Source organism: Negadavirga shengliensis, assembly GCF_042652345.1.
Classification (GTDB): domain Bacteria; phylum Bacteroidota; class Bacteroidia; order Cytophagales; family Cyclobacteriaceae; genus Negadavirga; species Negadavirga shengliensis.
Genome location: NZ_JBHSJJ010000003.1, coordinates 95040 through 107821 on the forward strand (window position 1 = coordinate 95040; position 12782 = coordinate 107821).

At 44.6% G+C, this 12782-nt stretch carries 12 protein-coding genes; 10 read left to right on the forward strand and 2 right to left on the reverse strand.

The genetic code is table 11. The annotated features are described in order from the left end of the window. The first annotated feature begins 60 nt into the window (after positions 1-60). The 6 genes from ACFPFU_RS05680 (at position 61) to ACFPFU_RS05705 (ending at position 6066) form a co-directional block, all read left to right on the forward strand. On the forward strand, positions 61-327 hold the full coding sequence (locus ACFPFU_RS05680; RefSeq protein WP_377062395.1) for a DUF493 family protein: 267 nt from the start codon (positions 61-63) through the stop codon (positions 325-327). Positions 328-338: 11 nt separating this feature from the next. Beyond that, the gene (locus ACFPFU_RS05685) at positions 339-581 is read left to right on the forward strand and encodes a 4a-hydroxytetrahydrobiopterin dehydratase (protein ID WP_377062397.1); all 243 of its coding nucleotides are present in this window, start codon (positions 339-341) and stop codon (positions 579-581) included. After that, a complete protein-coding gene (gene rsmI, locus ACFPFU_RS05690; protein ID WP_377062399.1) occupies positions 568-1254 on the forward strand; it encodes a 16S rRNA (cytidine(1402)-2'-O)-methyltransferase in 687 nt (228 codons plus the stop codon). The genes ACFPFU_RS05685 and rsmI overlap by 14 nt, the downstream gene beginning before the upstream one ends. 1 nt (position 1255) lies before the next feature. Next, positions 1256-2050 (forward strand): inositol monophosphatase family protein, encoded by a 795-nt coding sequence (locus ACFPFU_RS05695; protein ID WP_377062401.1) that lies wholly within the window; start codon positions 1256-1258, stop codon positions 2048-2050. Between the two features lie 244 nt (positions 2051-2294). Continuing rightward, positions 2295-2903 (forward strand): NADPH-dependent F420 reductase, encoded by a 609-nt coding sequence (locus ACFPFU_RS05700; protein WP_377062403.1) that lies wholly within the window; start codon positions 2295-2297, stop codon positions 2901-2903. 178 nt (positions 2904-3081) lie between these two features. Then, the gene (locus tag ACFPFU_RS05705) at positions 3082-6066 is read left to right on the forward strand and encodes an AsmA-like C-terminal region-containing protein (protein ID WP_377062405.1); all 2985 of its coding nucleotides are present in this window, start codon (positions 3082-3084) and stop codon (positions 6064-6066) included. A gap of 6 nt (positions 6067-6072) precedes the next feature. Here the strand turns inward: ACFPFU_RS05705 and ACFPFU_RS05710 are convergent, their stop codons facing one another. Both ACFPFU_RS05710 and ACFPFU_RS05715 read right to left on the reverse strand, forming a co-directional pair. Continuing rightward, positions 6073-6996: an AEC family transporter gene (locus tag ACFPFU_RS05710; RefSeq protein WP_377062407.1), complete on the reverse strand. Its 924-nt coding sequence runs from the start codon at positions 6994-6996 to the stop codon at positions 6073-6075. Between the two features lie 131 nt (positions 6997-7127). Further along, positions 7128-7499, reverse strand: a complete 372-nt coding sequence (locus ACFPFU_RS05715; protein ID WP_377062409.1) for a UDP-glucuronosyltransferase — start codon at positions 7497-7499, stop codon at positions 7128-7130. 161 nt (positions 7500-7660) lie between these two features. Here ACFPFU_RS05715 and ACFPFU_RS05720 point away from each other — a divergent pair, with 161 nt between their 5' ends. The 4 genes from ACFPFU_RS05720 (at position 7661) to tatC (ending at position 12773) form a co-directional block, all read left to right on the forward strand. Then, positions 7661-8032, forward strand: coding sequence for a hypothetical protein (locus ACFPFU_RS05720; protein WP_377062411.1), 372 nt, complete (start codon positions 7661-7663; stop codon positions 8030-8032). A 111-nt stretch (positions 8033-8143) separates the two neighbouring features. Continuing rightward, the gene (locus ACFPFU_RS05725; RefSeq protein WP_377062413.1) at positions 8144-10411 is read left to right on the forward strand and encodes a TonB-dependent receptor; all 2268 of its coding nucleotides are present in this window, start codon (positions 8144-8146) and stop codon (positions 10409-10411) included. 236 nt (positions 10412-10647) lie between these two features. Continuing rightward, positions 10648-11916 (forward strand): serine hydroxymethyltransferase, encoded by a 1269-nt coding sequence (glyA, locus tag ACFPFU_RS05730; protein ID WP_377062414.1) that lies wholly within the window; start codon positions 10648-10650, stop codon positions 11914-11916. A gap of 14 nt (positions 11917-11930) precedes the next feature. Then, entirely contained in the window at positions 11931-12773 is an 843-nt protein-coding gene (tatC, locus tag ACFPFU_RS05735; protein WP_377062416.1) for a twin-arginine translocase subunit TatC, read from the forward strand. The last annotated feature ends 9 nt before the right edge of the window (positions 12774-12782 follow it).

Consider the following 12782-nt stretch of genomic DNA (forward strand, 5'->3'; position numbering starts at 1 on the left):
TTTTTTGCGGTTTTAGGGATTTAATCAGCTTACTTATTCGTTTATTCGAATAAAGTACCTATGATAAAGAAATTTGATAAGGCTTCCTTTAAGGAAAAATTGGAATTGCAGACCAGTTTTCCATCTCTCTATATGTTTAAGTTCATTGTACCGAACGGAAGGGAGGGCGAAGTGGCTGCGCTGCTTCCCAATAATGAGATGAAGCTCAAAGTGTCCACCAAGGGGACATATGTGAGCGCTACCATCAGGGCCATGATGCCCAGCAGTGATGCCATTATTGAGATATACGAGCGGGCAGCGAAAATTGAAGGCGTTATTTCACTTTAATGAATAGAAAAATGTGGAAAGAAGAGAACAATAAGTTGACAAAGACTTTTAAATTCAAGGATTTTACGGAAGCTTTTGCTTTTATGACCCGGGTGGCCTTTATAGCGGAAGCCCATAATCACCACCCTGATTGGAGCAATTCTTATAACACGGTAACCATCGAACTCACCACCCACGATAAGGGAAATGTGGTCACACAGAAAGACAAGGACTTGGCCAAGGCCATAGATAACCTTCAAAATGAGGGAAACTGAAGGGGTCAATCTGTACCTGGTTCCCACTCCAATCGGCAATCTACAGGATATTACCTTGAGGGCTCTTGAAGTATTGAAGCAGGTTGACATCATTCTTGCGGAGGATACCCGCACTACTGGCAAGTTGTTAAAACACTACCAGATCAAAAAGGCATTGACAAGTTACCATATTTTCAATGAACACAAGAATATCCTCCAACTGATAGAAAAGATGAAATCCGGGAAGGTTCTGGCATTGGTGAGTGATGCGGGAACACCTGGTATTTCTGATCCCGGATTCCTGCTTGTGAGGGAAGCAAAGGAAGCCGGACTGGAAGTAAGCTGCCTGCCTGGTGCTACCGCATTTGTTCCCGCCCTTGTAAATTCCGGGCTTCCCAATGACAGATTTGTGTTTGAGGGTTTTTTACCACATAAAAAGGGAAGAAAAACGAGAATAGAAAACCTAACCTCCGAGGTGAGGACCATGGTTTTTTATGAATCCCCTCATCGGTTGATGAAAACACTGCAGCAATTCGCGGAAGCCTTTGGGGACAACAGAATGGCATGCGTGAGCCGGGAAATAAGCAAAATACACGAAGAAAATATTAGAGGTCCGTTGGGGGAAATCATTGAATATTATAATCAAAATCCCATCAAGGGAGAAATTGTCATCACAGTAGCAGGAAAAAACTGATATGGATATCAACCATCTTATCAAAAAAGTAGAGATTATCGCCAAAGAAGCCGGCGCTTTTATCCGCCGGGAACGGGAGAGCTTCGAGTTGGAGAAAGTAGAACAAAAAGGATTTAACGATTTGGTGTCTTATGTAGACAAAACCGCTGAAGAGATCATCGTAGAGGGGCTTTCCGGAGTTTTTCCTGAGGCTGGCTTTATCACAGAAGAAGGGACCAGGAAGGAGCAGCAAAAAGAATATACCTGGATTGTGGATCCCTTGGACGGCACCACCAATTTTGTTCATGGGGTGCCGGTCTTTTCTGTGTCCATTGCTTTGGCCGATCAAAAAGGGATTATCGCGGGTGTGGTCTATGAAGTCAACCTGGATGAGTGTTTTACCGCTGTTAGGGGATTGGGTGCCAAATGTAACGGCAAACCCATCAGGGTAAGCCCCGTGGATGATTTTTCAAGAAGTCTCATAGCTACAGGATTTCCTTATGACCACGGGGGAAAATTGGACAAATACCTTGATCTGCTAAAATACTTGCTCAAAAATACCCACGGATTGAGAAGGTTGGGGAGTGCAGCGGTGGATTTGTGCTACGTGGCCTGCGGCAGGGTGGAGGGCTATATGGAGTACAATCTTCAGCCCTATGACGTGGCCGCCGGAACCATCATTGTGCAGGAGGCGGGGGGGAAGGTCACGGATTTCAGTGGCGGTAATAATTTTGTCTTTGGAGCCGAAATAGTGGCGACCAATGGCCGGATACATGAAAAATTCAGAGAAGAAATTCAGGCGGCGTTCAGCTTTTGATGCGGGATTTGAAATCAGAATACACTTAAGGATTTCATTGATAGAGCATAAAAAAGATTAAGCAAAAATAGCGAGGTTACGTGGAAAATATGTTTTTATTCTCATGATAATTGATTAGATTTCACCTGTTTATACGCTATCACCGGGACTTCACATGAATTAACAGCAGGTTTTAATATAGACGCTTGAAATTATCTTTGAAGTTGAGGTGTCTTTTCCTGATTAAATACTGGATACAAATAACATGACTATAGGAATATTAGGAGGTACTAAATTAGCTACGGCTTTAGGAAACAGGTTTATTGCACGGGGCATGGATGTAGTTTTTGGAGTGAGGGAAGGTTTTAGTACCAGAAGTGTGGAATGGAAGATACTCAGGATGAGAAAGTATTATGTGCTTAGCTACAAAGAGGCCATTGCTGATTCTGATGTGGTCATGATCTGTTGTGAAAATGAGTTTCTGCCGTTGGTGTGCAAGTACTTAAAGGAAAACGGCTCGGAGGACAAGCTTTTGGTGGATTGTACCAATGGCCAATATGATCCTGAGTTGGGCTGTAATACAACTTATATCCGAAATGAAACCGGCCATCAGAAAATTTTCAAGGCCTTTAACAACCTCGGGCTTGACTACCCACAGTCTGACCCGCTGGATTTGATAAAGGAAACCTATTATTGTGGAGACGGGGGAGACGACAGATTATTCCTTAAAAGGTTAATAGAATGGATAGGTTTTAAGGCCATTGATGCCGGCCAGTTGAAAAATGCCTTTCTGCTGGAAGCGGTTTACCACCTGAGCAAGGAAATTTCCCACAGTAAAAACGGAGACTGTCATTTTAAATTAATGTCAGTCTGACTTTGTTTTAGCAGGGCTTATGGCCTAACCCGGATTGGGCTGTGTGTCGCGGTGCAATAACTGAAGGGGCCGTGTGTTTTGCGGTATTATTTTTGTTCAATTTTTAAGACGGGTTCCCCGAATGTCCGTTTATACCAATAGGTCCTTTGGGGCTTTTTCTTCTTTAATCTTTTATGTTATGAAAAAATTTGCCTTTACCATCTTCGTAATACTGGCTTTGCTGTTGGTGGCCATGGTGGCTGTTCCGTTTATATTTAAGGACAAAATCCTGGCAAAGATAGACCAGGAAATAGCTTCGACTGTCAACGCACAGGTTTATTATGACTATGATCAAATCAGTCTCAGTGTATTTAGAAGATTTCCCAATATCGCGGCAACGGTGAGGGAATTCGGTATCAGGGGAAACCCGCCGTTTCAAAATGATACTTTGGTCCATGTGGGCAGCCTGCAGGTGGATTTTAACCTTTGGTCGGTGATTTTTGACGATTATCCCACACTTACCGGAATCCATCTGAATGATGGCAGTATGTATATCAAAGTGTTGGAGGACGGCACAGCCAATTATGATATCATGTATGAATCCAATTCAGAAGAGGTTTCTACTGAGCCCTCAGAGTTCAGGATGGGCGTGGATGTGATTGAAGTGAACAGACTTTCTTTTATATACGATGACAGGGAGACGGACTTTTTTATGGCGCTGTCCGACATGGATTTAGCCGGCAGGGCGGACTTTACCTTGGATGTTTATGATTTGTTGGCGAAGGGCCGCGGAAACATCGTCATGATGTCGCATGAAGGCACGGAGTATTTAACCAACAAAGTGATCACACTGGATTCCAAAATCAATGTGGATTTGGAGAAAATGGTTTTTGGTTTTGAAAACGCCTCTTTGGCTTTGAATGACTTTGGGTTTGGCCTTGATGGACACGTGGCAATGCCAACAGAGGACATAGAAATGGATATCCGTTTTTATGGAGAGGACAATACTTTTAAAAGTGTTTTATCGCTGGTACCTGGAATTTATACCGATTCGTTTCAGGGATTAAGAACCTCGGGTGAAATGGATTTTTCCGGGTTCGTTAAAGGAATTTACAATGAAACGTCGTTTCCTGCATTTCAGCTGGGACTGACCATAAATGAGGGAATGTTTCAGTATCCCGACCTTCCCCGTCCTGTACAGCAGGTTAATATGGACCTGCTGATTAAGAATGAAACGGGTAATATTGATTATACTGAGATCAACCTTTCCCGGTTTTCTCTCCAGTTTGGCGATCAGCCATTTTCCGGCCGGTTTTATCTTAAAGACCTCGTACATTATGACATGGACGCGCAGCTTAAAGGGAACCTTGACCTCAAAGAACTTACCGCCATTTTTCCGCTGGAAGATTTGGAGCTTCGGGGTGGTTTGGCTTTGGATGCGGTGGCCAAGGGGCGGTACGATAGTGTCAACAATATCATACCTGCGCTTAACGCCACTATCAATCTGTCAAACGGTTATATCAAGAGCGTCGAGTACCCGGCTCCTATTGAAAACCTGAATGTGCAAGCCAGGGCTGTCAATACCTCAGGAAAAATGAGTGATATGCTGGTAGACATTTCCTCTTTTGGTTTTGAGCTTGAAGGAGAAACGATTAATGGAAATCTTCGAATTCAGGATCTGGACCGGTTTAGCTGGGACCTGGCTGTTCACGGAGGCCTGGATTTAGGCAAGTTGGCTGCCATTTTTCCGAGCGAGGATGTCATTATGGAAGGCGTGGTCAGGGCTGACATCGACTCTGAGGGAAGCTATGCCGATGTGGAGGCAAACCGATATGACCGTCTGAAGACATCCGGGGAAATTACGTTAAGGGATTTTTATTATGCCGATATGGATTATCCGCAGGGAATCCGGATAAGGGAAGCCCATACCGTGTTTTCACCGAACGCCATCAACTTGTCAAAATTCGATGCGCGGCTAGGGGAAAGCCCGGTTCAGGCCAGTGGGAATCTTTCCGACTATATGGCGTATTTGTTTTCAGAGAGCGGGGGTGTTTTGAAGGGACGGCTGGATATTACCTCTACCAAGTTCAATGTGAATGAATGGATGACCGGAGGAGAGCCTTCTTCAGATACCACCGCCTTGCAAGTGGTGGAACTGCCAAGAAATATTGATTTTACCATGAATGTTAAGGCCAATGAAATCTTATATGACAACCTGGTTTTGAGAGAAGCGCAGGGAAGCATGGTGCTGAGAGATGGTATATTGACTTTCAGGGACTTTAAGACCAAAACATTAGGAGGAACCTTGGCCTTTGGCGGCAACTACAATACCCAGGATGTACTTAATCCAACATTTGATATGAATTTGAACATTGGGGATTTTGGTGTCCAGGAGACATTTAAGTCTTTTATGACCGTGAGGGCATTTGCACCGATCGCCCAGCATGTGACCGGCAAGTTTTCCACCAATTTTTCCCTTTCCGGTGTACTGTCGCAGGATATGACGCCCGTTCTGTCTACCTTGGATGGGAAGGGCCTGATAAGAGTGGCTGAAGCTGCCGTGAAAGACAGCCCGCTTTTAAGAGGGATCACCAGCCTGTCCAATTTGAATGAAACCAGTACCATCAGCCTGCGGCCGTTAAGCATCAGTGCGGAAATCGAAGATGGGATGTTGAATGTCAGGCCTTTTGATATACGTTTATGGGATTATGAAGCCAAGGTACAGGGAAGTACCGGGTTTGATGGGAGCATCAATTACCTGGTGTCCATGCAAGTACCTGCAAGCAAATTTGGATCGCAGGTAAATAACCTGGTTTCCGGACTTGTGGGAACAGACCTTTCTTCCACCATGATCCCCTTGGCTTTTAACATTGGCGGGAGCTATAACAGACCCAATGTCCGTTTGGCTTCAGGCGACAACCTTGATTCCTACCTTACCAATGCCTTGAAATCAAGGGCATCCAATGTGAAACAAAAAGTGGAACAGGACATCGCTTCAGAATTCAAGGCGAGAGAGGACAGCCTGAAGAAAGAAGTCAAACAACGGGCGGAAGTGGCGAAAGACAGTGTCAGACAGGAAGCTGAAAAATTGGTAGATCAGACCAAAGAGAAGGCTGTAGATGAGGTAAAAAACATTTTGCGTGGGTTTACCAGAAACAAACCCAAAGAAACACCACAGGAATAGATCTTGTCATAGGGTAAACTTCAAGACATAATACCAAAACGCCAGCGTAAAAAGGGAAATGGGAATACCTAATCCGACCAACAACGAGGCCATTTTGGGTCTTAAGTTATAGCTCGAGGCAATGATGGATGAAGTAATCATGGGAGCCATGGCGGCTTCCATGACACTCACTTTATAGATCAGCTGCTCAGCAGGGTTGTTGCCAATGATCATCCCGTAAATCAGGTAAATCAGCAGAGGTGCCAAAAAAAGCTTGTGGGCGAGACCATACCACAGGTAATGGTCTTTGATGTCATTCGTTCTGATTTTCAACTGCATGCCCACCGCGATAAGCGCAATAGGGGTCAATGTCCCTGCTAAGCTTTGCAGAATGGATTCGGCCATGCCACTCACCGGCATATTGAGCAGATTCAAAATGATGGCGAAGAGAAAGAACAAAAAGGGAGGGAAAAGCAACATCTTTTTTGAAATGTCGCGCTTGCGCATTTTTTCTGCTCCGTATATGGAAGCCACAACAATAGCCAAACTGCTCACCACGATAAATGAACCTGGCTGGTCCACCAAAATGGCAATTTTCAGACCTTCTGCCCCAAATATGGCCTCGATGACAGGATAACCCACAAAACCGGTGTTTGACAGCCCGCCACATATGATGAGACAGCCTATCGTATTCCTTTTCCAATTAAATTTCTTACCCAGATAACCAAAAAATATCCAAGTAAACGTGAAAGTAATCCAAGCTACCGAAATGGGTAACAGCAAAGCCAATGTGATATCTATTTTGGAAATATGCAAAAGGGAAACAGCAGGCAAAACCACATAAATCAGGTAAGCATTGAGGGTTCTGGGCGCGTCAGCAGGAAAATCCTTCAATTTTTGAAGCAAAATGCCTATAAGAATAGAAACAGCAATCAGCGATATATTGGTCATGGCTTAAATTAAGCCGTAAAAGTAGATAAAATATCGCGGATAGAGGAAGGGGTAAGCATTTTAGCAAAAAAAATGGCAATTTATTATCAGATCTATAAAATCAGGGAATGGGGTTATCCTATAACCTGCCATCAGATAAAACCGAAATGCTTCCTTTTCTCATTAAAAAACAGTTCCAAATCTTTGTACAGCAAACTTTCAGCCTGAGGTATCCCCGTCAAGGCGGTATTTATGTGACCCAATTCAGTTGCGGCGTTCACTTCCAGCGATTCGATCATAACAATCAACTCCTGTAAGGTGATGGGAAGGTCTGAAGTTTCCGGAGTGATATGATAATCGTTTCCATAAAAATCCACCACATCATATAAAATCTTTCCGTCAAGAGAAGAGGCAAATATACAGATTTCCTCCCCCCATTGACTTTCAGGATAAGTCAGTTTGGCGATGAGCGTGGAAGGCCCCGTGCCATCAAAGTAAGTGTCTGGTGTGAATTCGAAATCCATGAATTCAAAGATAACGGATAAATAGGATTTTAAGAAAGCATTCCGGGCATGTAATTTAGGGTTGTCTAAATAAAAAATAAGACATATCTATAAAAAATATTGGATAGCTCGCATTATTTCTCTAATATTGTGCTGGGATCATAAAACCATAAGCGGATAAAGTGAAACTGATAAGAAAAATATTGCCGGCAGCAAGTCACGCCTTTTTGGGCCTGATGTTTCTGATGCTGGCCAATAGTATATTTTTCTATCACGAGCACGACCTTGATTCAGGGGAAACCATCCGGCATGCCCACCCGTTTCTTTCCGAAGAGGAGGAGCAAAAAAGGGACCACACCGAGAATGAGATCATTCTCCTGGATCTTGTTACCCATGCCCAGTATTTTTTACCGGAAAGAATAGGTTTTTGTTCGATGCTGCTGGTGGAATACCAGGAAGTCCGGTCTTTCATTTTATCGGAAGCGCCATCACTAGAGTGTATTGACACACTATCCTTACGGGGCCCCCCGTCATCCCTTTTATTTCTTTCGTAGTCCTTTGGCTTGGCAGCCACCCTGTCAAACAGGTATGAAAGGGAATACGCTAGATTACAAGCGATTTGCAGTTTTTTTAGGAAGTATGTCATTCAAAACCAGTTCTTTAAAATGAAAATTATTATTTTATGGGTGTTGGTGCTGGCAACCAGTGTAGCCATGGCCCAAAACGATAGTCAGTCCATTTCCGGAAAAGTTGTGGACAAAAATACAGGTGAACCCATGCCTGGCGTTTCTGTTTTTGTTCCCGAGCTGAACCGGGGAACCGTAACAAACAACCGGGGCGAATATATGATAGGATCTTTGCCCTCAAGGAGCATTTCCATTCAATTCACTTATATGGGCTTTGCTTCTTTTATTGCCAAAGTAAACCCCTCACAAAGCAGATTCCTGACTTTAGAAATGGAAGAGACCACCACATCTGTAGATGAGATTGTGGTTTCGGCAGCTTACGTCATGAGCAGGGAGAGCTCTCCCATATCCATTGAGAAAATAAATAGAAATGACATCCTTAAAAGTCCGGCGCCTTCATTGATGTCAGCCCTGGCTAAAACCCCTGGGGTAAGCGAGGTTTCATTGGGTCCGGGTATCAGCAAGCCCGTTATCAGAGGCCTCTCTTTCAGCCGGGTATTGTCGGTGTATCAGGGTGCCCGTTTTGAGAACCAACAGTGGGGGGCGGATCACGGTCTTGGCCTGACTGAAACGGGCCTCTCCGGCGTAGAAATAATAAAAGGACCCGCTTCAATCATTTATGGGTCGGGAGCCATGGCAGGAGTGGTTAACCTTTTGGAGGATAATGATGCATCTCTTGGACAGACAAGCGGTGACATCAATATGCGCGCCTATAGCAACTCGCTTGGAGGAAGGGTGGAGGCAGGAGTGAAGGGGGCGACCGATGGGGGGATAATCTGGTCATTGAGAGGCGCCTCGGAATCCCATGCAGATTACCTGGACGGTGACGGAAGCCCCGTGGGCAATACCAGGTTCAATACACAGAATATCAAGGCAGGTGTGGGCCTGCAGAAAAAATGGGGAGATACCCGTATACGGTATACTTATCTAAAACAGCGGTTGGGCATATTGGAAGAAGATGAACCGGAAGTATTAGTGACCACCCGCAATGACAGGGAAATGCAATTGCCGTTCCAGGATGTGTCTGATCACTTTCTCAATTCGGAAACCAATGTGTTTCTGGGTGACGACAAACTGAAAGTGACTATGGGTTATCACTGGAATTTCAGAGAGGAAATAGAAGAGGATGTCAACGAGGTCGATTTAGGACTGCGACAGCAGAACTTCATGTATGACCTTAAATATTACAAATCCATTTCCAATGATTTGGAAGCTATTTTTGGTATTCAGGGGTTCTATTTACAGAATATCAACTATGACCGTGCCCAGGAATTCCTTATTCCCGATGCCACTAAAGACGACCGCTCCATATACGGCCTTTTGAATTATTCGAAGGAGCATTGGGTGTTGCAGGGAGGGCTTCGGTATGATTACCGGAAAGTGGATGCGGATGCCAGTGCCCAGAAGTTTTTGGATTATGGTTTTGAACTTCCCGGAGATCCTGAATCCAGGAGACTTTCCAAATCTTTTGATGGCATCACAGCCAGCGGAGGCGCCACCTTCAGGCCCGATGACCGATGGAGGTTTCGGCTCAACGTAGCCTCCGGATTCAGAGCGCCTGATTTGGCGGAGCTGTATTCCAATGGCCCACACCCGGGCACTTCAAGATTCGAATCGGGCAATACGAGCTTTGAGAGAGAGCAAAACATACAATCGGACCTAGGGATAAGGTACAAAACGAATGACTTTTCACTGGCACTGGAGGGTTTTTACAATCACGTCAACAATTATATTTTCTTTGCACCCACGGACGAATTTGTGGGCGACCTGACGGTCTGGAGATTTGAGCAGGACAATGCCCGGTTATACGGGGGAGAGGCATTTTTGGATCTCCACCCTTCCAGGGCCAGATGGATATCAGGGTCCACATCCTACAGCATGGTAATAGGAAGGAGGCGGTCAGACAATACCTATCTTCCCTATATCCCCGCTTTCCGGTGGAATCAGGAAGTTTCTTTTAATTTCCGTGATTTTTCCGGATTCAGGACCCCCTATCTGAGCTTTCTTGGTTCCCTGGTATTTGATCAGAACAGACCGGCCCTGTTGGAAGCAGCCACCCCCGGTTATTATCTGCTGGGAGTGAATGTAGGCAGTAGTTTTAATATCGGCAATCAACTGATCGAAACCTATATTTCCGGAACCAATCTACTGAATGTGACCTATTTGGACCACATGTCTCTTTACAGACCTTTTGGCATCCATCAAATAGGAAGAAATGTGGCCCTGAATGTGAAAGTGAGCTTCTGAAACTTCCTTTGCTTGTACAGCCCTGTCCTCAAGCCGTCAAAATAAGACGGATAGGACAGGGCTAATCTTTTTCACTAAAAGACAATCATTTAATCTTACAATTGGATTATACATTGTTTCCAAGTAATTTTGGCTGACAAAATAAGGAGCCTGGTTTAAACTTAAGGTTTTACAGAGGCCTGAACCACTTATTACATATTTTCAATACCGAAGATAAACTTACAGCAAGATATTAAATGAAAAGAGATCAGGTAATATTTGACTTAATTGCCAAAGAGGAAGACCGTCAGAAAAGAGGTATAGAATTGATCGCCTCGGAAAATTTTACAAGTAAGCAGGTCATGGAAGCTGCGGGCAGCGTACTGACCAATAAATATGCCGAAGGATTACCCAATAAGCGGTATTATGGTGGTTGTGAAGTAGTAGATGAAATTGAGCAGATAGCCATAGACAGGGCGAAGGAGTTGTTTGGTGCCACTTGGGCCAACGTGCAGCCGCATTCCGGCGCCCAGGCCAATGCGGCGGTATTTTTAGCATGTCTCAAGGCTGGTGATGCCATTCTGGGTTTTGATCTTTCCCATGGAGGTCATTTAACCCACGGATCCCCGGTGAATTTTTCAGGAAAGCTGTATGTCCCCCATTTTTACGGTGTCGAAGAGGAAACCGGCATCATCGATTATGACAAGGTGGAGGCCAAGGCAAAAGAGGTGAAACCCAAGCTTCTTATTTGCGGGGCGTCTGCTTACAGCAGGGATTGGGACTACGAAAGGCTTCGAGCCATTGCAGATGAAGTGGGCGCGATCTTACTGGCGGATATAGCCCATCCTGCTGGACTTATCGCCAGAGGGCTTCTCAACGACCCCTTGGAACACTGCCATGTAGTGACCACCACCACCCATAAAACATTAAGAGGACCCAGAGGGGGATTGATTTTAATGAGAGAGGATTTTGACAATCCTTTTGGACTGAAAACGCCAAAAGGTGAGCTTAGAAAAATGTCCTCTCTTCTGGACTCAGGAGTGTTCCCAGGTACCCAAGGCGGGCCTTTGGAACATATCATTGCTGCAAAAGCCGTAGCTTTTCAGGAGGCCCTGTCCGATGACTATATGGACTATGTCCTTCAGGTAAAGAAGAACGCCGCTGTAATGGCAAATGCGTTTGTAGAGAAAGGTTACAAACTTATTTCCGGTGGCACAGACAATCATTTAATGCTTATTGATCTCAGAAACAAAGACCTGACAGGGAAACTTGCAGAGGAAACCTTGGGCAAGGTAGATATTACCATTAACAAAAATATGGTGCCATTTGATACCCGATCACCTTTTGTGACCTCGGGGATGCGCGTAGGAACAGCCGCTGTGACCACACGGGGATTAAAAGAAAATGATATGTTGAAAATTGTTGATTTGATAGACAGGTCTTTGACCCACCATGATGAAGAAGCAACGCTTGAGGATATCAAAAATGAAGTCAACAATTGGATGGTTCAATTTCCTTTATATTAATAACATCAAATTAAGTGGCACTGGATCAGTACAAAGAAGAAGAGGAAGAGGACGGTAACATGTCCTTTTTGGACCATTTAGAGCAGTTGCGTTGGCATCTGCTGCGGTCCATTTCGGCCATATTGGTGTTCATGGTTCTGGCTTTTTTATCGAAAAGCTTCGTGTTCGGGAAGGTGATTCTGGGACCGTCGAAAATTGACTTCATTACCTACAGGGTACTCTGTAATATCTCGGATGCTTTGTCCATACCTGCCCTGTGTATACAGGAACTCCCCTTCATCATTCAAAGCAGGCAGATGACAGGACAGTTTTCCATGCATATCACGTCCAGTCTGGTGGTAGGCTTGATCGCGGCGTTTCCCTATGTTTTTTGGGAAGTATGGAAATTTATCAGTCCGGGGTTATATGATCAGGAAAGAAATGCAGCGCGGGGAGCCGTGTTCTTCGTAAGCTTCCTGTTTTTCTTGGGGGCCAGTTTTGGATATTTTATATTGGCGCCGTTATCCATCAATTTTCTTTCCAATTACCAGTTGGATCCCACCATCGCCAATGAGTTTGATATTACCTCGTATGTGTCCACACTTTCTATGCTGGTGCTGGCCTCCGCGGTAATGTTCCAGCTACCCATCGTCATCTACTTTCTTACCAAAGCTGGCCTGGTTTCTTCTTTGATGCTAAAGACTTATAGGCGGCATGCCATCGTTGTAATATTAGTACTTTCGGCATTGATTACACCTCCGGATGTGATCAGCCAGATATTGATTGCCATGCCTATACTGGTTTTGTATGAAGCGGGGATTATCATCGCTAAAAGACTGGAAAAAAAGAGAAGGGAAGAGGAGTTAATGAATAACTAATAATATTAA